The sequence below is a fragment of the Streptomyces glomeratus genome (genome assembly GCF_021462825.1).
In the GTDB taxonomy this organism is placed as follows: Bacteria; Actinomycetota; Actinomycetes; order Streptomycetales; family Streptomycetaceae; genus Streptomyces; species Streptomyces glomeratus.
This window is the reverse complement of record NZ_JAKEEB010000030.1, coordinates 18,399-43,105: the sequence shown is the minus strand read 5'-3', so window position 1 is coordinate 43,105 and position 24,707 is coordinate 18,399. Positions and strand designations below refer to the sequence as shown.

Sequence of the window (24,707 nt, the reverse complement as noted above, 5' to 3'; positions counted from 1 at the left end):
GCTCATCCTCCTGCGAACGGCGGGAGCACCTCGACCGTGCCGCCCTCGGCCAGCCGAACCGTCTCATGCGCGCGGGTCCCGACGGGGTCACCGTCGACGAGGAAGGAGCATCGTCGCAGGACACGGACGAGTTCGCCGGGGTGTCGCTCGCGGGCCGCGTCGAGCGCCTCCGCGAGCGTGATCGCGTCGTACGGCTCCTCGGCGGTCCCGGCCGCGGCCTTGGCGGCGGCCCAGTAGCGCACCGTGCCCTTTGCCATCTGCTTCCTCAACTCGGTCGTGGTGAACACCGTCAGGCTAGCCCGCGCGCGAGACCGCCCACGCCCCGATCCGGGCCATCAGGCCGTCGTCGCTGGCGTGCTCGGCATGGCCCATGCCGGGCTCCAGCCACAGTTCGGCGTGTCCGGGGGCGGCGTTCGCCAGCATCCGCGGGTGGTCGACGGGGAAATAGCCGTCCCGGTCGCCGTGCACGATCAGCAGCGGGACCGGCGCGATCAGCGGTACGGACTGCACCGGGGAAAGGGGAACCGGGTCCCAGTCCCGGTGGTGGATACGGGTACGCAGGCCGTAGCGGCCCACGAGGCGGCCCGCGGGCCGGGTCACCAGCCAGTGCACCCGCCGCATGGGGGCCGTACCGCGGTAGTACCAGCGGGCGGGGGCGCTGACGGCCACCACCGCGTCCGGGCCCGTGCCCTCCTGGGGCTGCGCCGCGTGCCGCAGCACCACCGACCCGCCCATCGAGAAGCCGACGGTCACCACCCGGGAGTGTCCCAGCTCGCGTGCCCAGCGCACAGCGGCCGCCAGGTCGTGCACCTCCCGGTCGCCGACCGTCGAGCGTCCCCCCGAAGTCCCGTGCCCGCGGAAGGAGAAGGTGACCACCGCTCCGTGCCCGGCGAGGACGCCCGCGATCCGGCGCACATGAGGCCGTTCCAGATCGCCGGTGAAGCCGTGCGCGACGACGAATACAAGATCCCGCAGGTGGCCGGCGGATGTACGTCCGGTGTCGTGTACGGAGGAGCCAGGATTGTATGCGGCGTCGATCGAGACCCCGTCGACCGTGCGCAGAAAGGTCCGCGAAGGCGGCCGACGGGCCGTCTCGGACTCCGGACGTACTGCGAATGATGCCGCGTGACCTGCCCGACCAGCGCTCATGTGGGCTATTCTGCTGGGCAGAGGACTCGGGCAGCGTAGCCCCCGGGTCCTTTCGTGCTTTCGGAGGCGTTGTATACGAAGCGGGAAACCGCAGGTGTACGGGTTGTCGAACGCATAGCGGGGCCCAGAGGCCGGGACTCGCACCGTACGAAGCAGTGCCGCATACGTCCTCGAAGGGACCGAGGAGGAACCAGACGTTATGGGCGAGCGAACCGTGCACGGACGTATGACGACCAAAGCGGGAGAGGTGCGATGAGTTCCCTGCTGCTCCTGACCAATGCTCTCCAGCCGTCGACGGAGGTGCTTCCGGCGCTCGGCCTGCTCCTGCACAACGTGCGAGTGGCTCCGGCGGAAGGCCCCGCTCTCGTCGACACCCCGGGCGCCGACGTGATCCTGGTCGACGGGCGACGGGACCTCCCGCAGGTCCGCAGCCTGTGCCAGCTGCTGCGCTCGACCGGCCCCGGCTGTCCCCTGATCCTCGTCGTCACCGAGGGCGGTCTCGCCGCGGTCACCGCCGACTGGGGCATCGACGACGTCCTGCTGGACACCGCGGGGCCGGCCGAGGTGGAGGCGCGGCTGCGGCTGGCCATGGGCCGCCAGCAGATCGTCAACGACGACTCCCCGATGGAGATCCGCAACGGTGACCTGTCCGTGGACGAGGCGACCTACAGCGCCAAGCTCAAGGGCCGGGTCCTCGACCTCACCTTCAAGGAGTTCGAGCTCCTGAAGTACCTCGCGCAGCACCCGGGCCGCGTCTTCACCCGCGCCCAGCTGCTCCAGGAGGTCTGGGGCTACGACTACTTCGGCGGCACGCGCACGGTCGACGTCCATGTACGACGGCTGCGCGCCAAGCTCGGCCCCGAGCACGAGTCGCTGATCGGCACCGTCCGGAACGTCGGCTACCGGTTCGTGACCCCGGAGAAGGCGGACCGCGCGGCCGAGGAGACGAAGCCGAAGGCGGGCCAGCCGAAGGCCACGGAAGCGGACGAGACGGCAGCCGTGTCCGCGGCCGAGGTCACGGCTGAGGCATAGAACCGCGTAAGCCCTGCCCAGAGGCGGTCCATCCGCGTAGACTCCGCGCGTGGCCAAGGTGACTCGGGACGATGTGGCGCGGCTGGCGGGAACTTCCACGGCGGTCGTGAGCTACGTCATCAACAACGGACCCCGGCCGGTCGCCCCGGCCACGCGCGAGCGTGTCCTCGCCGCGATCAAGGAGCTGGGGTACCGGCCCGACCGGGTCGCCCAGGCGATGGCGTCGCGGCGCACGGACCTCATAGGCATGATCGTCCCGGATGCGCGCCAGCCCTTCTTCGGCGAGATGACGCACGCGGTCGAGCAGGCCGCCGCCGAGCGGGGAAAGATGGTGCTGGTCGGCAACACCGACTATGTGGCCGAGCGCGAGGTCCACTATCTGCGGGCCTTCCTCGGTATGCGCGTCTCCGGGCTGATCCTGGTCAGCCACGCGCTCAACGACCACGCCGCCGCCGAGATCGACGCCTGGGACGCCCGGGTGGTGCTGCTGCACGAGCGCCCCGAGGCGATCGACGACGTCGCGGTCGTCACCGATGACCTCGGTGGCGCCCAGCTCGCCGTACGCCACCTGCTGGAGCACGGCTACGAGTACGTCGCCTGCATGGGCGGCACCGCGGAGACCCCGGCGGTCGGCGACCCCGTCTCCGACCACGTCGAGGGCTGGCGGCGAGCGATGGGGGAGGCCGGGCTCCCGACGGAGGGCCGGCTGTTCGAGGCGGCGTACAACCGCTACGACGCGTATCAGGTGGGCCTTGAGCTGCTGTCCGGGCCGAACCGGCCGCCGGCCATCTTCTGCTCCACCGACGACCAGGCGATCGGCGTGCTGCGCGCGGCACGCGAGCTGCGCATCGACGTGCCGGGCGAGCTGGCCGTGGCGGGCTTCGACGACGTCAAGGAGGCGGCGCTCACGGATCCGCCGCTGACGACGGTGGCCTCGGACCGGTCGGCGATGGCCCGGGCGGCCGTGGACCTCGTCCTCGACGACGGCCTGCGCGTGGCCGGCTCACGACGCGAGCGGGTCAGGCAGTTCCCGTCGCGGCTGGTGGTGCGCCGGTCCTGCGGGTGCCAGGACTGAGCCACCCGATCAGGGCAGACGGCCGGTCCTGCCGCCGCCGGACCACACGAGACGGCCCGTCCCGGCGCCATGTGCGGGGAAGGCGACGGCCCGCCGGATCGCCGGCGGGCCGTCGCTGAGGCAGTGGTGCAGAGGCTGCCGGGAACACTCAGAACAGCAGGTTGTACTGGTTGTAACCGGTGCCGAGCTTGATCCGCGAGCCGAACAGGGACGAGGACGCCTTGTTGGTGCCGGGGTACAGCCACAGGGTGCCGCCGGAGTCACGGGTGATGACGTCGGCGATGCCGTCGCCCGTCACATCGCCGTTCGTGACGTTCGAGGTGAAGTTCCAGCCCGTACGCGCCTTGATCCGGGTCGACCACGGGGTGTGCTCCTGCTGGGTGCCCCGGTACAGCCACAGGGTGCCGTCGGTGGAGCGGACCAGCAGGTCGGCCTTGCCGTCGCCGGACAGGTCGCCGTGACCGAAGAGCTTCACACCCTTCCAGGCCCGGTCGACGACCTTGACGCGGCCGTAGAACTGGCCGTTCCCCTTGCCCGGGTACAGGTAGACCGAGCCGTCCGTGTCCGCCGCGACCAGGTCGGGGCGGGCGTCACCGGTCAGGTCACCGGGGATGGCGTACGACTTGTAGCCGCCCCACACCGTGCTGATCTGCATCCAGGTGAACTGCCCGGACGCGTGGTCCATGTAGCTGCGGTACAGCTTGCCGTCGCCCTTGTCGCGGACGATCAGGTCCTGGTAGTAGTCGCGGTCCAGGTCGGCCTGGAGAGCCCAGCCGGCGTTCTGCCAGCCGTTGCTGCCGTAGGAGCGCTGGGTGAGCGAGGTGCCCTTGCTGTCCTGCTCGAACAGGCCTCCGGACGGGGTGCGCTCCAGCAGGTCGGCGCGGCCGTCGTAGGACAGGTCCGTGTCGTCGATGCGGGGCTGCGCGGCCCAGGTGTACGAGGAGACCTTGGTGAAGACCGGGTAGGCGCCCTTGCCCGTGCAGCCCGCGACCCCCCACGAGACCACACCGACGATCTTGCCGCCGACCACGAGCGGGCCGCCGGAGTCGCCGCTGCAGGTGCTCTTGGTGCCCTCGTCGGTGCCGGTGGCCGGAGTGCCGGCGCAGATCATCGAGCCCTCGGCGAAGTAGTCCGCGCCGATGACCGTCTGCATCGCGCTGTTGCAGGTCGCGTCGGCGACCAGCGGCAGGCTCACCTTGCGCAGCGTGGCCGACAGCTGGGCGCCGTCGGCACCCGAGGTGAGGCCCCACCCGTAGACGGTGGCGGGGGTGCCGGGCTGGTAGAGCGCGCTGTCGTTCGACGCGGCCAGCTGCAGCCACTGCTGCTCCAGCGGCTGGTCGAGGGTGAGGACCGCGATGTCGTTCCGGATGGTGTCCGGGTTGTAGCGGGGGTGGCTCCACTGACGCAGCACACCCACCGCGGTTCCGCCGTCGAGGTCGGCGGAGCCGCTCCGCACGACACCGTTCGCGGGCCAGTTCAGGCCCGCGACGCAGTGGGCGGCGGTGAGGACCTTGTTCGGGGCGACCAGGGTGCCGCCGCAGAAGTAGCCCTTGCCGGTGGCAGGGTCGTAGTAACCGAGCTGGACCATCCAGGGCGCCGAGGCGATCGTCGTCTCGGTGCCGCCGATGATGAACGGCGACACCTTGTTCGCATCGGCGGTGGCGGCGGGCGCCTTGGCGGCCGTCTGCTGCTTCTGCCGTTCGTTCTCGGCGGCCTGGCTCCTGGCGGCGTTGAGCAGTCGTTCGTGCAGTTCCTCGGAGGAGGCGGCCGGCTTGGGAACGGCGGTCCGATGCGGGAGGGCTCCGGGGGTGGGGAGTCCTTCGGCGGCGGCCGGCCTGGGAAGTCCGCCGGCGGCCACCGCCGACTGGGCCGCCAGGGCGCCGGCGCCGGTCAGGGCCAGCGCGAGGGCGGCCGCGGGAAGTGCCACGGTGGGGCGTCTCCAGCGGCCGCGCAGGGCACGTATCACTCAGGGCTCCTGGGATGTGTCGTAGGCAAGGGCCCGGGAAGGGCGTACGACGCACCGGCCCGACGCGGCGCGGCGCGAAACCGCGCGGCGCAGTCGGGCAAAACCGCGGAGCCCCCCTCAGGTGGCCGTGATCGTAGCCTCGGGCGCCCTTCCGGCACACCGGCTTCACAGGTCTCAGACAAACGTTCGGCCGCCGCACCCCGTGCTCTCACCTCGGGGACATCCGTGGTTTCCTTTGCCTCACTGGCCCGTGAACCCCTGGGCTCCCGGAGACGCCCTCGTCCGGAGACGCCCTTACAACGGGCATACGCGGTTCTGTCGGGCTTCTCAGCGGCGACTCAGACGGCTCTCATGATCGCGGGACACTCTCTCTTACATGACCGAGAGCTTCCGCCGCAGCGGCGAGGACCAGTACCCCCAGGGTGACGGGCGCCAGTCCGCGCACCCCCGGCAGCAGCACGTCTCTTCCCCCGTGAACCCGGAGTGGCCGCCCCCGCCGGCGTTCGAGCCGGGCCCCTCGGCCCCGTTCGAGCCGGACCCCTCGGCCACGTCGAAGAAGCGTGCGAAGGGGCCGCTCGCCCTCCTCGCCGCCGTGGCGATCGTCGCCGCGGCGATCGGGGGCGGCACGGCGTTCGGCATCCAGGAACTCACCGGCAAGAGCACCGTCCCCTCCAGCTCGACCAGCACCACCGTGGTGCCGTCGAGCAAGAAGGGCACGGTGGCGGGAGTGGCCGCCGCGGTCAGCCCGAGCATCGTGGAGATCAGCGCCACGTCCAACACCGGCGAGTCGACCGGCTCCGGCGTGATCGTCACCGGCGACGGCGAGATCGTCACCAACAACCACGTCGTCTCCGGCGCGTCCTCGATCAAGGTGACCACGAGCAGCGGCAGGTCCTACACCGCCCAGGTCGTCGGCACGGACAGCAAGAAGGACCTCGCGCTCATCAAGGCGGAGGGCGCCTCGAAACTGAAGGCCGCCACGCTGGGCAACTCCGACGGCATCCAGGTCGGCGACCAGGTCGTGGCGATCGGTTCCCCCGAGGGCCTCACCGGCACGGTCACCAGCGGCATCGTCTCGTCCCTCAACCGCGACGTCACCGTCTCGACCGACGAGAACCAGGGCCAGGGCAACGGCCAGTGGCCGTTCGAGTTCGGCGGCCGCCATTTCAACGGCGACACCGGGCCCTCCACCACCACCTACAGGGCGATCCAGACGGACGCGTCCCTCAACCCGGGCAACTCCGGCGGCGCCCTCATCGACATGAACGGCAATGTCATCGGCATCAACTCGGCGATGTACTCGGCCGGTTCGGACTCCACCTCGTCGAGCGCCGGCAGCGTGGGCCTCGGCTTCGCCATCCCGATCAACACCGTCAAGTCCGACCTGAAGACGCTCCGCTCCGGATCCCGGAGCTGAGCGGGCGCCCGGTAGGGCGGCTGGTAAGGAGCACGACATGATCAAGCAGGTACTGCACGAGACGACCACCCCCGTCGGCCCCGCCGGGGTCTCCCTGGCCCTGGCCGTGGCCTACGAACTCCACAGCCCGGCGGCCCCCGCTCCGGAGGCGTACGAACTCCGCACCGTCGTGAGCTTCACGGCGCCTCTGCGGAGGACGTACGAGCTGCGCGCACCGGGCACTCGGGTCCCGGTGGTGCCGGTCCCCCAGATGATGGGCCTGCGGCGAACCGACGCCGTGCGCCCGCACCGCTGCAAGGTGGTGCCGCTGAGCCGGCTCACCCTGGCGCTGAACTGACCCGCACACCGCACGGCCCCGGCCCCGGCCCCGGCACTCGGCCGGTCCGCCCAACCGCACCCGAAACCGCACCGGAAACCGGACCCGGATCCCACAGGCACCCCCCGGCACCCGCCCGCACCACGCACCCGCCAGCATCACGCACCCGCCAGCATCACTCGCACCCGCGAGCACCACCCGCACCCGTCCGCACCATCCGCACCGGTCCGCACCACCGGCACCCGTCCGATCCACCTCCGCACATGCCCCGGCGCCGGCCCTCGCCCCTCCGTACGGCGTACGAACCCGGCGCCGGCACCCGTCCGGCCCTTTCCGTCACCGCCGGGAAACATGCGAGGCTGAAGACGTTCAGCCCCGTCCCGTCGCACCCCTAGGAACTCACCTCCATGAGCCCCGCCGAAGGCGACCGTGAACTCCAGCGCATCCTGATCGTCGACGACGAGCCGGCGGTCCGCGAAGCACTCCAGCGCAGCCTCGCCTTCGAGGGCTATGACACCGAGGTCGCCGTGGACGGCGGGGACGCACTGGAGAAGGCGACGGCGTACCAGCCCGACCTGGTCGTCCTGGACATCCAGATGCCCCGGATGGACGGCCTCACCGCCGCCCGCCGGATGCGCGGGGCGGGCTCCACCACCCCCATCCTCATGCTCACGGCCCGCGACACGGTCGGCGACCGCGTCACCGGTCTCGATGCCGGGGCGGACGACTACCTGGTCAAACCGTTCGAACTCGACGAGCTGTTCGCCCGTATCCGCGCCCTGCTCCGCCGCAGCGGCTACGCGGCCACGGCGGTCGGCAGCCCGGAGGACGAGGCGCTGACCTTCGCCGACCTCCGGATGGACCTGGCGACACGCGAGGTCACACGGGGCGGGCGAGCCGTGGAACTGACCCGCACCGAGTTCACACTGCTGGAGATGTTCATGGCACACCCGCGCCAGGTGCTGACCCGCGAACAGATCCTCAAGGCGGTCTGGGGCTTCGACTTCGAGCCGTCGTCGAACTCCCTCGACGTGTACGTGATGTACCTGCGCCGCAAGACGGAGGCGGGCGGCGAACCCCGCCTGGTGCACACGGTGCGCGGTGTGGGCTATGTCCTGCGACAGGGCGGCGCCGAGTGATCAAGCGTCTCCGCTCTCTGCCGCTGCGCTCCCGGCTCGCCCTGCTGGTGGCGGCGGCGGTGGCGTTCGGGGTGGCGGCGGTGTCGGTGAGCTGCTGGTTCATCGTCCAGGGCAAGCTGTACGCCCAGGTCGACAGCGATCTGAGGTCTTCCAGCGGGCCGATCCGGCCGGGGGGCCTGGCACGTGTCCTGGGCGACTGCTCGACCACGCCCTCCCCGCAGGACGACCGCGGCCCCGATCTCAACACCCACTACACGCAGGTGATCAATGCCAGCGGCCAGGCCTGCATCTTTCCGAACTCGACCGGCCTCGTAAAACCGACCCACGACGACATCGAGATCGCCCGGAATCCGATCCACGGCGTCCTCCACAACAGCGTCGACAGCAAGGGCGAACCGGTACGGGTGCTGACGACGCCCCTGCTCGCCGACACTCCGGGCGACCCGACGGTGTACCAGGGCTATGCCCTGACCTTGGCGTACCCCCTGAAGGACACCAACAAGACGCTCAACGACCTCGCCGTGATCCTCCTCATCGTCTCCGGCCTCGGCGTCGTGGGCGCCGGTGCAGTCGGCCTGGCCGTGGCCCGTGCGGGCCTGCGCCCCGTCGACAAGCTGACGGAGGCCGTCGAACACATCGCGCGCACGGAGGACCTGACCACGCGGATCCCGGTGGACGAGGACAGCGAGGACGAGATCGCCCGTCTGTCCCGCTCCTTCAACTCGATGACCTCGGCCCTCGCCAGCTCCCGGGAGCTACAGCAGCAGCTGATCGCGGACGCGGGTCACGAGCTGCGCACACCGCTCACCTCCCTGCGGACGAACATCGAACTCCTCACCCGCAGCGAGGAGACGGGCCGTCCGCTGCCTGCGGAGGACCGCAGGGCACTGCTCGCCTCGGTGAAGGCACAGATGACGGAACTGGCCTCGCTGATCGGCGACCTGCAGGAGCTGTCCCGTCCCGAGAAGGGCCTGCACGCCGGCAAGACCCAGGTGGTGGAGTTGCAGGACACCGTCGAGAACGCCCTGCGCCGCGCCCGGCTGCGCGGTCCCGAGCTGACGATCATGGCGGGCCTCCAGCCCTGGTACGTACGAGCGGAGCCGTCCGCGCTGGAGCGGGCGGTTGTGAACATCCTCGACAACGCGGTGAAGTTCAGCCCCGAGGGCGGCACGATCGAGGTCGCCCTCACGGACGGCGTACTGACGGTCCGCGACCACGGCCCCGGCATCGCGGCCGAGGAACTCCCGCACGTCTTCGACCGCTTCTGGCGCTCCCCCTCGGCCCGCGCGCTGCCCGGCTCGGGCCTGGGCCTGTCCATCGTGGCCCGCACGGTCCAGCAGGCCGGTGGCGAGGTGTCCCTGCGGCCGGCGGAGGGCGGGGGCACTGTGGCGACGGTACGGCTGCCGGGGGCACCGACACCGCCGCCGCCGAGTCCGGACGAGTAGACGGCCGGCCTGACCCGCCCAGGGGTACCCGGAACCGCCGACCGCCCCGGGCTTGCCCCGCCTCGGCCGTGCAGGACGCCGACGTCATCGCCGAGGCGGCGGTGATCCCGCCTCGGCCGTGCAGGACGCCGACGTCATCGCCGAGGCGGCGGTGATCGGGGTACCGCATTCGACGGATCTCTCCCGCCCTCCTCCATCTCCTCCCCTCCCCCCGGCCCGCCCTTTACCCTCGTATCCATGACCAGCGACGACGACGCCCGCCCGGCACTGACCCGCTCCCTGGAGACGGTCAGCGCACTCTCGCCCGCGCAGGCCGAGGCCGTACTAGAACTGCTCGCCGACGCCGCCCGGATCGACGGACAACAGGCGGTGTCCGAACAGGGACGGTTGCAACTGCGCGGCGGTGAGCGTGAGGGCGTCTCCCATCTGCTGCTGACGGTCGGGGAGACGCTCGTCGGATACGCCCAGCTGGAGGACACCGACCCGGTGGAGGCCCCGGCCGCCGAACTGGTCGTGCACCCCTCGCACCGCGGCCATGGGCACGGCCGGGCGCTGGGCTCCGCGCTTCTGGCAGCCTCCGGCAAGCGGCTGCGGGTATGGGCACACGGCGGTCACTCGGCGGCCCGGCACCTGGCCCAGGTCCTCGGTCTCACCCTCTTCCGTGAACTGCGCCAGCTGCGCCGCCCGTTGGACCAGCTCGAGCTGGTCGAGCCGAAGCTGCCCGACGGTGTCACCGTCCGCACCTTCGTCCCCGGCCAGGACGACGCGGCCTGGCTCGCCGTCAACGCGGCGGCTTTCGCCCACCACCCCGAGCAGGGCTCCGTCACCCAGCGCGATCTCGACGACCGCAAGGCCGAGCCGTGGTTCGACCCCCGGGGCTTCTTCCTCGCGGAACGCGAGGGCGAGCACGGCCTCGAGCTCGTCGGCTTCCACTGGACCAAGGTCCACGCCGAGGAACAGCTCGGCGAGGTGTACGTCCTCGGTGTCCGGCCCGGCGCACAGGGCGGCGGCCTGGGCCGTGCCCTCACCACGATCGGCCTGCGGCACCTGACCGCCCAGGGCTTGCCGACCGCCATGCTCTACGTCGACGCGGACAACGCGGCCGCGCTCACGGTGTACGAGCGGCTGGGCTTCGCCACATACGAGACGGATCTGATGTACCGAACGGAGACCTGAGGGACCCGAGGGGCCGTAGTGCCTGGTGGGGTAGGCCGGGGGGCAGGCCGGTGGGGGTGGGCCGGGTGCGGTGGGTCGGTGCGGTGGGCCGGGGGCTGGGCTCCTGCCGGGGGTGACCGGGTCAGTGAGGGGGCCGGAGTGCCAACGACGGGCCTCTGCGCAGAGGTTCCGGCAGCAGTGCCGTCCCCGCCGCCACGGTGAGTGCCAGCAGTGCGGCCCAGCGCTGATGCGCCACCGCCCAGTCGGGGGAGCCCGCCGCGACGAACAGTGCCCAGCGCTCGGGAAGCAGCAGCGCGAGCGCCGTACCGGCCGCCGACGTCACCGCCACGGCCGCTCCCGGTTGCGGCTCATCGGTGCACCGCACGGCGGCCGCGGCGCCGGTGAGCGCCAGCGCCGCGAGCACCGCCGCCTCGAGCGTGACATCACCCGCCGGGGGCCGTGTACGGCCCGGTATCAGCAGCAGGGCCACCGTCCAGCACACCGCGGCGAGCGGGACGGCTAGTGCCATCCTCAGTCCGGTCCGCACCGCTCGCCGGGTCGGCACGGCCGCGGTGATGTGCCGTGCCGGATCGTCCAGCAGGAACGCCAGGCCCAGCGCGAAGGCGACCGCGGCGCACCGCAGCAGGACCAGGGCGAACGCCGGGTCGGGCCCGCCGGGCACCAGCCGTGCGACCGCGGCGGCAGCCAGGCCCGCCCCGGCCGCGGCACCCAGCGCCCGCCAGGGCAGAGCGCGCCACACCGGCGGGAGAAGGACCGGAACCCGCAGGCACCCGTCGGCTACTGCTGACACCACGCCCCCTCGTCGGCACCCTTGCCGGACCCGTTGCGCGCCCCGTCGGCCGCCCCCGGCACACCCAGCAGTTCCGCCACCCGGGCCTCCGATGTCTTCGGGGACGTCAGCTCCGTCCAGTGGGCCTTCACCCTGGCCGTCACGCTGTAGCGCGGCTGCCTGAGCAGTTCCCGGACGATCCGGGTCTGTTCCGCACTCATGGGGACCGGTTCCGTGGGGGCCAGCGCGAGGGCGGAGCCCGCCGTGCTGTCGTCCAGGCGGACGGCGCGGAACGCGGCCGCCGGATCGTCCTGAGCGGCCAGCGCCAGCCACATGACGGTGATCACGCGGGCGTCGCACACACGGGACACCGCCTGCTCGTCCCCGGCGACAAGGACCGAGGCGACACCGACGGCGAACTCGGGGACGCGGCTTCCGCCCCACCGTGTGCCGACGGTCACCTCACCCGGCGTGCTCAAGGGCGTCAGGGCGGCATCACTGCTCAGGTCGTAGATCAGCGGTATCCGCTGCCGGATGGTCAGCCGTTCCCCGCCGGCGCCCCCGCCCGCGAGACGCTGGACCCGGTCGGCGACCCGCGCCCAGTCGTCCCGCCAGCCGGTCCACTCCGGGAACGAGCAGTACGTCGAGCGGCCGTGCACCACGCACGACTGGAACCGTCCCGGCGTACGGTTCACCTGCGTGCGCGCCGCGGTCAGCCGGGCCTCGTGGCCCGGGGACTGACCGGCGATCCCCGCGGCCGTGGCGCCGAGCGCGACCACCGTGAGCGCCTTCAGCAGGCGGGTGCGTCCCCCGCTCACCAGTGCCGCGGCACACAGCAGCAGCGCGGTCAGCCCCAGCAGGTACAGGGCGTGCCAGGCGGCCGGGCGGCCCAGGAGGTCGGAGGGGATCGGATCGGCGCCGTTCTCGGAGACGACCGGATACAGCCAGTTCAGCCAGTGCTCCTTCTCCCCCGTGACCACGGAGGCGGTCAGGAATGTGGCGAATCCGACGACTATGAACAGCGGACCACCGACGATGCTGGGGCAGAGGCGTGCGATCAGCACCCCCAGCACCCCGGCCAGCAGCACCACCAGTGGTCCCACCGCCAGTTCCGCCGGCGATCCATGACCCGCCGCCCCGGGCTTCAGGGCCGCCCGGCCGAACTGGACGGCGACGACCAGGGCGGTGACCGCCGCGAAGGGCACCACGGACAGCGCGTGCGCCACCGTACGCCGCCAGGGCTCCATGACCAGGACGTCGAAGTGCCCGTCCGTGCCGTGGCGCCGGGACCGCAGAGCGGCCACGTTCACACACATCAGGACCGCGACGGCCAGGAACGGCAGGACGGACTGGGAGCTGCGGTCGACGCTCTGCAGGGCCGGATAGTCGTCCATGCCGTCCCCGGGGAGGAACAGCTTCCACAGGGCGTGCCCGATGTACAGCAAGAAGAACACGAACACGGGGATCTGGAGCAGGAGTTCGCGGGCCTCGAAGCGCGCCAGGGCGAGGACGGCTGCGGCCGAGTGGCGCCCGGTCCGCACCGGCGCGGCGACCGCCGGGGCCTTGTCGATGACCGTGCTCATACGGACGCCACCTCCGCGGGCTCGCCGTCGAGGACCAGCAAGTAGCCGTCCTCCAGGGTCGGTTCGAGGAGCTCGGCACCCTTGGGCGGGTCGCCGACGTTGCGGAACGTGCCCATGCCCGTACGCCAGCCGGCGCGGGCGCCCGGGTCGCGTTCCGTACTGCTCCACACCCGGCCTGCCGCCCGTGCGGTCAGCTCGGCCGGGGTGCCCTCGAAGCGGAGCCGGCCGTGGGCCGTCACGATCACGCGGTGGCACAGCATCGCCACGTCCTCGGTCTGATGGGTGGACAGCAGCACCGTCCGGCCCTCGCCCGCCTCGGCGATCACCTCCCTGAAGCGCATGCGCTGTTCGGGGTCGAGACCGACGGTCGGTTCGTCGAGGAGCAGCAGGCGGGGGTCGCCCACGAGCGCGGCGGCCAGCGCGACGCGCTGGCGCATACCGCCGGACAACCGCTTGATGCGTCTGGCCCGTACATCCGAGAGACCGACGGCCTCGAGCACACGCCGCACCTCGCGGTGGCGTCCGGCCCGGTCCGTGAGCTCCTTGAGGATCGCCACGTAGTCGACGAACGCGAAGGCCGTGAAGTCCGGGTGGAAGCCCGGGGTCTGCGGCAGATAGCCGAGCAGGCGCCGCACCTCCTGACGGCCGGCGGCCGTGCCCGGGTCGTGCCCGAGGACGGTGAACGAGCCCCGGTCGGCGGGCACGGCGGTGGCGAGCACCCGTAGCAGGGTCGTCTTGCCCGCGCCGTTGGGCCCGAGCAGGCCGGTGACACCCTCGTGGAGGCACAGGGAGACGTCGTCCAGAGCGGGCCTGCCGCCGTAGCGCACGGTCAGGCCGGAGGCCGAGACGGTGGGGGCCGTGGTCATGAGGTGCTCCTGTGGGCGAAGTCGGTGGACAAGGGGTGGGCCGGCGAGGCGTCGAAGCGGTCACGCAGGCGGTGCAGCAGGACGGCCGAGACGACCGCGACCGCCGCGGCCACCCCCTGGCCCGGAGCCGTGAACGGCAGGGGCGTCCCGTGTACGGTCGCCTCGGCCACCACCAGCAGGGCGACCCAGACGCCGCTGACCAGGGCCGGGGCGAGGACCGGGCCCAGCCGGGCGGTCAGCGCGAGTCCCGTCGCGGTCAGGGCGAGGCCGGGCAGCAACCAGGACAGGGCATGCAGTCCGTAGAGCGGGAGGGCGAGCGTCGCCAGGCCGTTCAGCCCGAGGCTCGCCACCAGCACCGCGACCGTACGGATCATCAGCAGGCGGAAGCCGTGCAGCGGGGCGACCACCGTCATCTCGTAGGTCGGGTCGAGAGCCGGTCCGTACGACAGGGCGACGCCCGCGAGAGGCAGCAGCGGGGCCAGGGCGAGGAACACCGTCGGCGAGTCCATCGCGTACACACTCGCCACGGTCATGGCCAGGACCAGCATGACCGCGCCGAGCCAGGACGCGCGCAGCACGGGGGTCGCGGCAAGCAGCCGCGCGATGTGGTCGGCCACCCCGAACCGGGTCAGCAGCGCCTCGACGGGACCCGGCCGGGGCGCGTCCAGTTCGGCGTCGAGCCGCTCCCAGCCGAGGTCCACGGCGAGCGGGTCGCCGGCCTCGGCGAGTGCCTGACGGCAGGGTGCGCAGGCGGCCAGGTGTGTGTCCACGGACCACAGCCGGGGTGCCTCCAGCTCTCCGCGCGCATAGGCGCGGAGGTCCTCGGCGTCCGCGTGCCATGCGGCGCCGTCGCTCTTCACATCCCTCATGCCAGCTCCTCCCGCAGCCGCTTGCGCGCCCGCAGCGCCCGTGTCTTGACCGTGCCGGGAGGAATGCCGAGCAGGACGGCCGCCTCCCTGGTCGTGAGTCCGTCGATCACCGTCGCCTGGAGGACGGCCCTCAGCTCGGGCGAGAGCCGTATCAGTGCTCCCGCCAGGTCGCCGTGCTCCACTCCGGCCAGGACGCGCTCCTCCGCGGAGGCCTCGTGCCGGTGCCGCAGCCGCGCCAGTGTCTGGCGCAGCCGGCCGCGTGCGCCGTCGCCGCGCAGCGCGTCCACCAGCCGTCGGGCGCCGATGCGCCAGAGCCAGCCGGACACGTCGCCGTCCTCGCGGTACCGCGCGGTGCCGTGCCAGACCGCCAGGAACGTCTCCTGCACGACGTCGTCCACGACCCCGGGGTCGGCGCAGCGGCCGCGCAGCCGTGCCGTGAGCCACGGCGCATACCGCCGGTACAGCTCCTCGAAGGCGCGACGGTCCCCGTCTGCCGCGGCACGCAGCAGCTCCCCGTCACTTCTCGTTTCCCTCACGCCCCTTCATCGGATGAGCCCTCGCGAACGGTTCACACCCCGGCAGAGATCTTCGGCGAGCCCGGCAGGCTCCTGCCGCCGGGCCGTGCCCGCCTCCGTCCACCGCCCCGGCAGCCTCCCGCCGCCGTCCGCCCCGTCCGCGGCCCTCCCCGTCGCCGTCCGCCTCCCGGCCACCCGCGCCGCCGTCCGCCCCCATCCCCGTCGCCGTCCACCTCCCCGCCACCCGCCTCCCCAGGCGGCCCGCCGCCACCGTCCCTCCGGTCCGCGACGGCGCATAGGCCTCGTCCAGCCCCCTCGTACGCCGCCGCGCTCCCTCTAGACGTCCGCGAGCCTCCCCTCGCTATCCCGCACGTCATGTCGCCGTAACCATTGATTCAGACGAGCTTGCGACGCTCAGCCAATGAACACCGCCCTGCCTGAGCCGCCACCACCGCCTCGCAACGGGGCCGGTGCGGAACGCGGGCGTCCGTCTGCCGCGCCACTGCCCGCCGTCTCCGACGCGCCCGTCACCCGGTTGGCGCGGAAGAATGGATTCATGAGCCAGCAGAACGCCCAGGCACCGGCCCAGTCCTCCCCCGCCACTCCCCGTGAGGGAGAGCCCACGGGTCGCGCGACCGTGCAGAATCAGCAGCCCTCCGTGGGTTCCATCGCCGCGCACCGCCCGCACACCGTGGCCGCGACGGTCTCCGAACTCGAACCCGACATCGACGCCGACCTCGACGCGTACGAGGTGAGCGAGGGCGCCCAGCTCCCGCCGGGCCGCTTCCTCGACCGGGAACGCAGCTGGCTCCAGTTCAACGAGCGCGTACTCGAGCTGGCCGAGGACCCGAACACACCCCTTCTGGAACGCGCGAAGTTCCTGGCGATCTTCGCCAGCAACCTGGACGAGTTCTTCATGGTCCGGGTGGCGGGTCTGAAGCGCCGTATCGCCACCGGTGTCGCCACCCGCTCGGCGTCCGGTCTCCAGCCCCGCGAGGTGCTGGAGATGATCTGGGCCCGCTCGCGCGAGCTCATGGCCCGCCACGCGGCCTGCTTCCACGAGGACGTCGCCCCCGCGCTCGCGGAGGAGGGCATCCACCTGGTCCGCTGGAACGAGCTGACGGACAAGGAGCAGGCGCGCCTGTTCACGCTCTTCCGCCATCAGATCTTCCCGGTGCTCACCCCGCTGGCCGTCGACCCCGCGCACCCCTTCCCGTACATCTCGGGCCTCTCGCTCAACCTCGCGGTCGTCGTGCGCAACCCGGTCTCCGGCCACCGCCACTTCGCGCGCGTCAAGGTGCCGCCGCTGCTCTCCCGCTTCCTGGAGGCATCCCCGCAGCGCTACGTCCCCATCGAGGACGTCATCGCCGCGCACCTGGAGGAGCTGTTCCCGGGCATGGAGGTGCTGGAGCACCACACCTTCCGCATCACCCGCAACGAGGACCTCGAGGTCGAGGAGGACGACGCCGAGAACCTGCTCCAGGCCCTGGAGAAGGAGCTCATGCGGCGCCGCTTCGGGCCGCCGGTGCGCCTGGAAGTCGAGGAGTCCATCGACCGGTACGTGCTCGACCTGCTGATCCGCGAGCTGAAGATCTCCGAGGCAGAGGTGTACCCGCTGCCGGGTCCCCTGGACCTCACAGGCCTCTTCGGCATCGCGAACCTCGACCGGCCCGAACTGAAGTACCCGAAGTCCGTCCCGGTCACCCCCCGTGACCTCGCCGAGGTCGAGTCGGCGTCCGCACCCGACATCTTCGCGGCCATGCGGGACCGGGACATCCTGCTGCACCACCCGTACGACAGCTTCTCCACGTCGGTGCAGGCCTTCCTCGAGCAGGCGGCCGCCGACCCGGACGTGCTCGCCATCAAGCAGACGCTGTACCGGACCTCGGAGACCTCGCCGATCGTCGACGCGCTCATCGACGCGGCCGAGTCCGGCAAGCAGGTCCTCGTACTGGTCGAGATCAAGGCCCGCTTCGACGAGCAGGCCAACATCAAGTGGGCTCGCAAGCTGGAGGAAGCGGGCTGCCATGTCGTCTACGGACTCGTCGGTCTGAAGACGCACTGCAAGCTCTCGCTGGTCGTGCGGCAGGAAGGCGAAACGCTCCGCCGCTACAGCCATGTCGGCACGGGCAACTACCACCCCAAGACCGCCCGTCTGTACGAGGACCTGGGGCTGCTGACCGCCGATCAGCAGGTCGGCGCGGACCTGTCCGACCTGTTCAACAGGCTCTCCGGCTACTCCCGCCGTGAGACCTACCGCCGGCTGCTGGTGGCCCCCAAGTCCCTGCGCGACGGCCTGATCTCCCGGATCAACCAGGAGATCCAGCACCACCGGGCCGGCCGGCCCGCGTGCGTCCGAATCAAGGTCAACTCGATGGTGGACGAGGCGATCATCGACGCGCTCTACCGCGCGTCGCAGGCGGGCGTGCCGGTCGAGGTGTGGGTGCGCGGCATCTGCGCGCTGCGCCCGGGCGTCACCGGCATGTCGGAGAACATACGGGTGCGGTCCATCCTCGGCCGCTTCCTCGAACACTCGCGCGTCTTCGTGTTCGGAAACGGCGGTGAGCCCGAGGTGTGGATCGGCAGCGCCGACATGATGCACCGCAACCTCGACCGCCGCATCGAAGCACTCGTCAGGGTCACCGACCCGTCGCACCGGGCGGCCCTCAACCGGCTCTTCGAGACCGGCATGTCCGACTCCACGGCCTCCTGGCACCTGGGACCGGACGGCGAGTGGACCCGGCACGCGACCGATGGGGACGGCCACCCCCTGCGGAACATCCAGGAGATGCTCATAGACGCCCGGAGGCGCCGGCGTGGCACAGCAACACCTTGATCCCCCCACCGACCCCACGGCCGGGCCCACCGGGGACGCCCTCGCGGGCTATCTGCGGGCCCAGGCCACGGAGTTCCTCCGCTCGCTGCGGCAGCACCGGGAGACCGGTGCCGGTGGGGGCACCCCCGCTCATGCGAGGTCGAGAGTGGGGGTGGAGCCGGGAGTCGGGGGGAACGGCATGGACGCCTCCGGCGACGCGGCGCTCGCCCTGCGCCGCTCGGCTCGCCGCATCAGCGGCACGCTCCACACGTTCCGCCCGCTCCTGGACGCCGACTGGTCGGAGGCGATGCGTCCCGAACTCGCCTGGCTGTCGGGCACCCTCGCCCGCGAGCACGCGTACGCGGCCCGGCTCGAGCGGCTGCTGCTCGCCCTGCACCGGCTGTCGGGATCCTCGGTCTTCCCCGCGCAGCCGGGGGTCGCGGCGGAGTCCGGCACCGGGACGCGCAGCCAGCCCGGCGTCCCGGAGCGGGGCAATCTGACCGTCGGCGCGGCCAAGGCGGGTGCCCTGCTGGAGCGCCAGCTGACCCTGGCCCGGACGCGCGCCCACTCCGCGGCCCTCCAGGCTCTCGGCTCCAGCCGGTTCCACGCGGTGGCGGACAGCGTCGCCGTCCTCGCCAGCGAGGTGCCGCTCACGTCCGCCGCGGCCACCGCCGACCTGCGCCCGCTGGCCGCCGCCGCGGAGGAGCGGCTGTGCGACGCGGTTGCCGCGCTGCCGCTGATCACCGCGGGCCACCCGTACAACGCGGAGGCGCTGATCCACGGCCTCTCCCCCGACCCGGCCCCGCACCCGCAGGACGGTCCCTGGCACCAGGTCCGGCTGCTGCTGCGCCTGCACCGCTACGCCCGGGAGGTGCTGTACGGGGAGAACGCGCCCGTCGACGTACGGCTGCTGACGGCGGGCCAGGCCCTGAACCGGCACCGGGACGCCTCGGAGGCGGCCGCGGCCGCCGCGGCGGCTGCGCGCACCCCGCGCATCGCCCCGGCGACGGCGTACGCCCTGGGTGTGCTGCACGCCGACCAGCGCCACGAGGTGGAGGCGGCCAGGTTCGCGTTCCAGCAGTCATGGCAGAAGCAGACGGTGGGTACTCCGTAGGCGCCTCCGCAGGCGCCCGGCGACGGGCACTCCGCAGGCGCCCGGCGACGGGCACGCGTACGACGGCACGGCACGGCATCGCACGGAACGGCACGGCAGTCACGACCGGCAGCGCCACCCGGCAGGGCGAGAGGTGCCGCGCGGCGCGAGAGAGGAGCCGGAGCACCCGATGACCGACGACGACACCATCCGCGCGGCGGGCTGTGTCCTGTGGCGCCGCTCGCCCGTCGACGGCGCGCTGGAGATCTGTCTGGTCCACCGGCCCAAGTACGACGACTGGTCCCACCCGAAGGGCAAGCTCAAGCGTGGTGAGGACCCGCTCGCGGGTGCGCTGCGCGAGGTGGAGGAGGAGACGGGATACACCGCCGTCCCCGGCGCGCGCCTGCCCACCGCGTGGTACGAGGTGGCCGGCCGCCCCAAGCAGGTCCACTACTGGGCGGCCGAGGCGGCGGGGGGCTCCTTCGCTCCGAACCACGAGGTCGACCGCATCCTGTGGCTTTCGCCTGCCGCGGCCCGGGCCCGTCTGACCCAGCCGCGCGACAGACAACTGGTCGACGCCTTCCTGAACGTACTCAACCTGACATAAGCATCGAGACCCCTGAAAGGGGCATCCGGTACGCGGAGCGACACCTGCGTCCACTCGAGGCATGGGAGCCCGCGTGAGCAGCCGGAGGCAGCCCGCATCGACCGAAAAGCGCAGGCCAGCCGCCCCTTGTTGCGACTCGGCCGCCGGAATGCCCTCGTGTCCGAGACGTAAGCGTTCCGTGACCTAACCACACCGACCGCAGGGGTTCACCTTCCGTTCACTCTCGACCATCGGCAGCTTCACCTGTTCTGCCTAATTTCGGCCGTACACGGTGCGAAGCGCGCATGAGGCGTGCTGTCGCATTTCCAGTCACGGCAGCCCTGACGGGCTACCGCACCCCTCGCACGCCGCCACGGACGGCGGCTCCTGGAAGGAACTTCCGAAAGTGATGCTTCAGCGCAAGAACCGGCTTCGCGCCCTTTCTCTCGGTGCTGTCGCCGTCTCCGGCGCCCTGGCCCTGACGGCGTGCGGCTCCGACGACACCGGCAAGAGCAGCACCGGCGGCAGCTCGACGTCGGCGTCCAGCACCTCCTCCATCAAGTGCGACAACGCCAAGGGCCAGCTCCAGGCCTCCGGCTCTTCCGCGCAGAAGAACGCGATCGACGCGTGGGTCAAGCAGTACACCCAGGCCTGCCACGACGTGCAGATCAACTACAACCCGACCGGTTCGGGCGCCGGCGTCACCGCGTTCCTCGGCGGCCAGACCGCGTTCGCCGGCTCCGACTCGGCGCTGAAGCCCGAGCAGATCGCCGACTCCAAGAAGGTCTGCACCGGCGGCCAGGCCATCGACCTGCCCATGGTCGGCGGCCCGATCGCGGTCGGCTTCAACGTCCCGGGCGTCGACAGCCTGGTCCTCGACCCCTCCACGATCGCCAAGATCTTCAACGGCAAGATCAAGATGTGGAACGACACGGCGATCAGCAAGCTGAACCCGGGCGTCAAGCTGCCGGCCCTCAAGATCCAGGCGTTCCACCGCTCCGACGAGTCCGGCACCACGGACAACTTCACCAAGTACCTGATCGCCACCGCGAAGAGCGACTGGCCGTACTCGGGCGGCAAGGCCTGGCAGGCGAAGGGCGGCCAGTCCGCGCAGGGCTCCTCCGGCCTCGCCCAGCAGGTCAAGCAGACCTCGGGTGCGATCGCGTACTTCGAGCTCTCCTACGCCGCTGACGGCATCAAGGCGGCCGACCTCAAGACCGGCGCCTCCACCCCGGCCAAGGCCACCGTCGAGAACGCCACCAAGGCCATCGCGACCGCCCAGGTCGCCGGCACCGGCAAGGACCTGGCCCTGAAGCTCAACTACCAGCCCACCGAGGCCGGCGCCTACCCGCTGACCCTGGTCACCTACGAGGTCGTCTGCGACAAGGGCAACAAGGCCGACACCCTGGCGGCCGTGAAGTCCTTCCTCACCTACACCGCGTCCGAGGACGGCCAGAACCAGCTGGCCGAGGCCAAGTACGCGCCGATCCCCGCCGAGATCAACTCCAAGGTTCGCGAGACCATCTCGAGCCTGAGCTGACCCGATGTGCGGCCCGCCCCCTCACGGGGCGGGCCGCACCGTCCGGTGCACCGCCGCCTGGAGCCGACACCAGCCACGGCTCCGCAGACCGGAGATCCTGATGGACATCACTATTCAGAACACTGACGCGCCTCCCCCCGCTCACCGGCCCTCCGCGGCCGAGCAGAAGCGTGCGGGCCGCGGCGCCACCCGCCCCGGGGACCGGATCTTCCTGGGCCTGTCCCGCGGGTCCGGAATCTTCCTCCTGGTGATCATGGCCGCGATCGCGGTCTTCCTCACCTACCGTGCGAGCCTCGCGATCAGCAAGGACCACGGCAACTTCCTGACCACCTTCGAGTGGAACACCAACCTGACCCCGCCGGTCTTCGGCATCGCGGTCCTGGCCTTCGGCACGGTCGTCTCCTCGATCATCGCCATGGCCATCGCGGTTCCGGTCGCGGTCGGTATCGCGCTGTTCCTCACGCACTACTCGCCGCGCCGGCTGGCCGGGCCCATCGCCTATGTGATCGACCTGCTCGCCGCCGTGCCCTCCATCGTCTACGGCCTGTGGGGCGCGCTCGTCCTCGTACCGCACATGGACGGCCTGTTCGGCTGGCTGAACGACTACCTCGGCTGGACCGGCATCTTCTCCTGGCAGGGCGGCGCCCCGCGCTCCCTGCTCACCGTCGGCATCCTGCTCGCGATCATGATCCTGCCGATCATCACCAACGTGAGCCGTGAGGTCTTCCGGCAGGTCCCGCAGATGCACGAGGAGGCGGCTCTCGCCCTCGGCGCCACGCGCTGGGAGGTCATCCGCATGGCCGTGCTGCCGTTCGGCCGCTCCGGTGTGATCTCCGCGTCGATGCTCGGCCTCGGCCGTGCGCTCGGCGAGACGATGGCCGTCGCCACCGTCCTCTCCCCGACCTTCGACATCCAGACCAGTCTGCTCGACCCGGGCGGCGGCACCTTCGCCCAGAACATCGCCAGCAAGTTCGGCGAGGCCACCGACCAGGGCCGTGACGCCCTCATCGCCTCCGGTCTGGTCCTCTTCGTCATCACCCTGCTGGTCAACGGTGCGGCCCGCGTGATCATCGCCCGCCGCAAGGAGTACTCGGGGGCCAACGCATGAGCACCGCAGCCGTCACCGGAAAGCGTCGCAGCACCCTGCGCGGTGCCAGCCTGCCGAAGTGGTCGCCGTGGGCGATCGGCGTGGGCTCTATCGCGGTGGGCCTGGGCATCAGCCTGGCCGCCGGCCTCGACAGCAGCATCCAGTGGGCCCTGATGGCCGCGGTCCTGTTCGTCCTCGGCACCTACGTCATCGCCGCGCGTGTCGAAGGACGCCGGCAGGCCAAGGACCGCGTCGCCACCAGCCTCGTCTGGGTCTGCTTCCTCCTCGCCGTCATTCCGCTGGCCTCCCTCGTCTGGGAGACCCTCAAGCGCGGTGTGAAGGTCTTCGACGTCTACTTCCTCACCCACTCGATGGGCGTGGTCGCCGACACCGAGACCGGCGGCGGTATCTACCACGCGATCCTCGGCACCCTCGAGCAGGTCGGTATCGCCACCGTGATCGCCGTGCCGATCGGTGTGATGACCGCCGTCTACCTCGTCGAGTACGGGCGCGGCAAGCTCGCCCGTGCCGTCACCTTCTTCGTCGACGTCATGACGGGTATCCCGTCGATCGTCGCCGGTCTGTTCGTCCTCAGCTTCTGGATCCTCATCCTCAAGATGGGCTACTCCGGCTTCGCCGGTTCCCTGGCCCTGGCGATCCTGATGATGCCCGTGGTGGTCCGCTCCACGGAGGAGATGCTCAAGCTCGTCCCGAACGAGCTGCGCGAGGCCTCCCTCGCGCTGGGTGTCCCGAAGTGGCGCACCATCCTCAAGGTGGTCCTGCCGACCTCGATCGGCGGTATCACGACGGGTGTGATGCTCGCCGTCGCGCGTATCACCGGTGAGACCGCGCCCGTGCTGCTGCTGGTGTGGGGCACCAACTTCATCAACAGCGACCCGTTCAAGGACCCGCAGGCCTCGCTGCCGCTGTACATCTACCAGCAGTACGCGAACAGCGCCGGCTCCGGCGCGGCCTACGACCGGGCCTGGGCGGCGGCACTCGCCCTCATCGCCTTCGTGATGATCCTCAACCTGGTGGCCCGCGGCATCGCCCGCTGGAAGGCCCCGAAGACCGGTCGCTAAGGCGACGATTTCCGGCTCCGCCGGTCGGGGCCCACAGCGACTGATACTGGAAGTGAAGTAGTCATGGCCAAGCGAATCGACGTAAGCGGGCTCACCGCCTACTACGGCTCCCACAAGGCGATCGAGGACATCTCGATGTCGGTCGAGCCGCGATCGGTGACGGCGTTCATCGGCCCCTCGGGCTGCGGCAAGTCGACGTTCCTGCGCACGCTCAACCGTATGCACGAGGTGACGTCGGGCGGACGCGTCGAGGGCAAGGTGCTCCTCGACAACGAGGACCTGTACGGCGCCGGGGTCGACCCGGTCGCCGTCCGCCGTGAGGTGGGCATGGTCTTCCAGCGCCCGAACCCCTTCCCCACGATGTCGATCTTCGACAACGTGGCGGCGGGTCTGCGCCTGAACGGCAACTACAAGAAGTCGGAACTGAACGACGTCGTGGAGAGGTCGCTCAGGGGAGCGAACCTCTGGAACGAGGTCAAGGACCGCCTGAACAAGCCGGGCTCCGGCCTGTCCGGTGGCCAGCAGCAACGTCTGTGCATCGCCCGCGCGATCGCGGTGGAGCCGAAGGTCCTGCTCATGGACGAGCCCTGCTCGGCCCTGGACCCGATCTCCACCCTCGCGATCGAGGACCTGATCGGCGAGCTGAAGGAGCGCTTCACGATCGTCATCGTGACGCACAACATGCAGCAGGCGGCGCGTGTCTCCGACCGTACGGCGTTCTTCAACCTGGCGGCCGTGGGCCAGCCGGGCAGGCTGATCGAGATCGACGAGACGGAGCGGATCTTCTCCAACCCGTCGGTCCAGGCGACGGAGGACTACATCTCGGGTCGCTTCGGCTGATCCGGGACCGGTCCGAGGACCCCTCGCGGTGCTGCATGGCGGTGCCACCGTGAGGTAGAAGAGGGCCCGCCCCTGGCTCCCGGGGGCGGGCCCGTTCGCGTCGTGCGGCGACTCGTCCGCGTCATTCGGCGACTTCCGTGCGTTCCCACCACTGGTAGACGGTGACCTGCCCCTCCTGGCTGTTCTCGTGGCGCGGCGTCATCTTGTAGTGCTCGTATCCGCCGCGATGCGGAATCTTCAGCTCTTTTCCGGGCGGGACGATGGGCACGAGCTTGCCCGCGAGATCGTCCGGCCCGCCTTCGAGGAGTGCCTTCGCAGTCATAGCTCCAGTGTTCTCGCGCCTGAGC

General features: G+C 71.3%; 23 protein-coding genes. 14 read left to right on the top strand and 9 right to left on the bottom strand.

From position 1 onward, the window contains the following. Positions 1-2: 2 nt before the first annotated feature. Positions 3-257, bottom strand: coding sequence for a MoaD/ThiS family protein (locus LZ604_RS27080; RefSeq protein WP_234518253.1), 255 nt, complete (start codon positions 255-257; stop codon positions 3-5). A 37-nt stretch (positions 258-294) separates the two neighbouring features. Further along, complete coding sequence (locus LZ604_RS27075; RefSeq protein ID WP_234518181.1) at positions 295-1,149, bottom strand: alpha/beta hydrolase; 855 nt, start codon at positions 1,147-1,149, stop codon at positions 295-297. Positions 1,150-1,401: 252 nt separating this feature from the next. On the opposite strand from LZ604_RS27075, the gene LZ604_RS27070 reads away from it, so the two are divergent. Both LZ604_RS27070 and LZ604_RS27065 read left to right on the top strand, forming a co-directional pair. Further along, positions 1,402-2,181, top strand: a complete 780-nt coding sequence (locus tag LZ604_RS27070) for a response regulator transcription factor (RefSeq protein WP_234518180.1) — start codon at positions 1,402-1,404, stop codon at positions 2,179-2,181. A gap of 49 nt (positions 2,182-2,230) precedes the next feature. Beyond that, complete coding sequence (locus LZ604_RS27065; RefSeq protein ID WP_234518179.1) at positions 2,231-3,256, top strand: LacI family DNA-binding transcriptional regulator; 1,026 nt, start codon at positions 2,231-2,233, stop codon at positions 3,254-3,256. Positions 3,257-3,404: 148 nt separating this feature from the next. Here LZ604_RS27065 and LZ604_RS27060 read toward each other — a convergent pair whose 3' ends face one another. Beyond that, positions 3,405-5,183 carry a trypsin-like serine protease gene (locus LZ604_RS27060; RefSeq protein WP_234518178.1) on the bottom strand — a complete coding sequence of 593 codons (1,779 nt, stop codon included), beginning with the start codon at positions 5,181-5,183 and terminating at the stop codon, positions 3,405-3,407. A 415-nt stretch (positions 5,184-5,598) separates the two neighbouring features. Between LZ604_RS27060 and LZ604_RS27055 the strand changes: the two genes are divergently transcribed. From LZ604_RS27055 to mshD, 5 genes are all read left to right on the top strand, one after another. Further along, positions 5,599-6,639, top strand: a complete 1,041-nt coding sequence (locus tag LZ604_RS27055; protein WP_234518177.1) for a S1C family serine protease — start codon at positions 5,599-5,601, stop codon at positions 6,637-6,639. 37 nt (positions 6,640-6,676) lie between these two features. Further along, positions 6,677-6,976: a hypothetical protein gene (locus tag LZ604_RS27050; RefSeq protein ID WP_234518176.1), complete on the top strand. Its 300-nt coding sequence runs from the start codon at positions 6,677-6,679 to the stop codon at positions 6,974-6,976. Positions 6,977-7,362: 386 nt separating this feature from the next. After that, entirely contained in the window at positions 7,363-8,094 is a 732-nt protein-coding gene (locus LZ604_RS27045) for a response regulator transcription factor (RefSeq protein WP_234518175.1), read from the top strand. Continuing rightward, positions 8,091-9,539 carry a sensor histidine kinase gene (locus LZ604_RS27040; RefSeq protein ID WP_234518174.1) on the top strand — a complete coding sequence of 483 codons (1,449 nt, stop codon included), beginning with the start codon at positions 8,091-8,093 and terminating at the stop codon, positions 9,537-9,539. The genes LZ604_RS27045 and LZ604_RS27040 overlap by 4 nt, the downstream gene beginning before the upstream one ends. A gap of 237 nt (positions 9,540-9,776) precedes the next feature. Further along, entirely contained in the window at positions 9,777-10,715 is a 939-nt protein-coding gene (gene mshD / locus LZ604_RS27035; RefSeq protein WP_234518173.1) for a mycothiol synthase, read from the top strand. A 121-nt stretch (positions 10,716-10,836) separates the two neighbouring features. On the opposite strand, the gene LZ604_RS27030 is transcribed toward mshD, so the two are convergent. The 5 genes from LZ604_RS27030 to LZ604_RS27010 are packed head-to-tail and all read right to left on the bottom strand — an operon-like array spanning position 10,837 to position 15,338. Beyond that, a complete protein-coding gene (locus LZ604_RS27030; RefSeq protein ID WP_234518171.1) occupies positions 10,837-11,505 on the bottom strand; it encodes an ABC transporter in 669 nt (222 codons plus the stop codon). Next, positions 11,493-13,067 carry an ABC transporter permease gene (locus tag LZ604_RS27025; protein ID WP_234518170.1) on the bottom strand — a complete coding sequence of 525 codons (1,575 nt, stop codon included), beginning with the start codon at positions 13,065-13,067 and terminating at the stop codon, positions 11,493-11,495. Before LZ604_RS27025 ends, LZ604_RS27030 begins: the two co-directional genes overlap by 13 nt. After that, complete coding sequence (locus tag LZ604_RS27020; RefSeq protein WP_234518169.1) at positions 13,064-13,933, bottom strand: ABC transporter ATP-binding protein; 870 nt, start codon at positions 13,931-13,933, stop codon at positions 13,064-13,066. The genes LZ604_RS27025 and LZ604_RS27020 overlap by 4 nt, the downstream gene beginning before the upstream one ends. After that, positions 13,930-14,802 carry a zf-HC2 domain-containing protein gene (locus LZ604_RS27015; protein WP_234518168.1) on the bottom strand — a complete coding sequence of 291 codons (873 nt, stop codon included), beginning with the start codon at positions 14,800-14,802 and terminating at the stop codon, positions 13,930-13,932. The genes LZ604_RS27020 and LZ604_RS27015 overlap by 4 nt, the downstream gene beginning before the upstream one ends. Next, positions 14,799-15,338: an RNA polymerase sigma factor gene (locus tag LZ604_RS27010; RefSeq protein ID WP_234518167.1), complete on the bottom strand. Its 540-nt coding sequence runs from the start codon at positions 15,336-15,338 to the stop codon at positions 14,799-14,801. The genes LZ604_RS27015 and LZ604_RS27010 overlap by 4 nt, the downstream gene beginning before the upstream one ends. A gap of 400 nt (positions 15,339-15,738) precedes the next feature. Here LZ604_RS27010 and LZ604_RS27005 point away from each other — a divergent pair, with 400 nt between their 5' ends. The 7 genes from LZ604_RS27005 (at position 15,739) to pstB (ending at position 24,360) form a co-directional block, all read left to right on the top strand. After that, positions 15,739-18,153 (top strand): RNA degradosome polyphosphate kinase, encoded by a 2,415-nt coding sequence (locus tag LZ604_RS27005; protein ID WP_372482206.1) that lies wholly within the window; start codon positions 15,739-15,741, stop codon positions 18,151-18,153. Next, positions 18,134-19,246 carry a CHAD domain-containing protein gene (locus tag LZ604_RS27000; protein WP_234518165.1) on the top strand — a complete coding sequence of 371 codons (1,113 nt, stop codon included), beginning with the start codon at positions 18,134-18,136 and terminating at the stop codon, positions 19,244-19,246. The genes LZ604_RS27005 and LZ604_RS27000 overlap by 20 nt, the downstream gene beginning before the upstream one ends. A 169-nt stretch (positions 19,247-19,415) precedes the next feature. Continuing rightward, the gene (locus LZ604_RS26995) at positions 19,416-19,832 is read left to right on the top strand and encodes an NUDIX hydrolase (RefSeq protein WP_234518164.1); all 417 of its coding nucleotides are present in this window, start codon (positions 19,416-19,418) and stop codon (positions 19,830-19,832) included. A gap of 385 nt (positions 19,833-20,217) precedes the next feature. Next, positions 20,218-21,351, top strand: a complete 1,134-nt coding sequence (pstS, locus tag LZ604_RS26990; protein ID WP_234518163.1) for a phosphate ABC transporter substrate-binding protein PstS — start codon at positions 20,218-20,220, stop codon at positions 21,349-21,351. 100 nt (positions 21,352-21,451) lie between these two features. After that, positions 21,452-22,459: a phosphate ABC transporter permease subunit PstC gene (gene pstC / locus LZ604_RS26985; RefSeq protein WP_234518162.1), complete on the top strand. Its 1,008-nt coding sequence runs from the start codon at positions 21,452-21,454 to the stop codon at positions 22,457-22,459. Then, on the top strand, positions 22,456-23,520 hold the full coding sequence (gene pstA, locus LZ604_RS26980; RefSeq protein ID WP_234518158.1) for a phosphate ABC transporter permease PstA: 1,065 nt from the start codon (positions 22,456-22,458) through the stop codon (positions 23,518-23,520). The genes pstC and pstA overlap by 4 nt, the downstream gene beginning before the upstream one ends. A gap of 63 nt (positions 23,521-23,583) precedes the next feature. Beyond that, positions 23,584-24,360 carry a phosphate ABC transporter ATP-binding protein PstB gene (gene pstB, locus LZ604_RS26975; RefSeq protein ID WP_234518156.1) on the top strand — a complete coding sequence of 259 codons (777 nt, stop codon included), beginning with the start codon at positions 23,584-23,586 and terminating at the stop codon, positions 24,358-24,360. A gap of 121 nt (positions 24,361-24,481) precedes the next feature. Here the strand turns inward: pstB and LZ604_RS26970 are convergent, their stop codons facing one another. Further along, the gene (locus tag LZ604_RS26970; protein WP_234518154.1) at positions 24,482-24,682 is read right to left on the bottom strand and encodes a DUF5988 family protein; all 201 of its coding nucleotides are present in this window, start codon (positions 24,680-24,682) and stop codon (positions 24,482-24,484) included. Positions 24,683-24,707 lie beyond the last annotated feature (25 nt).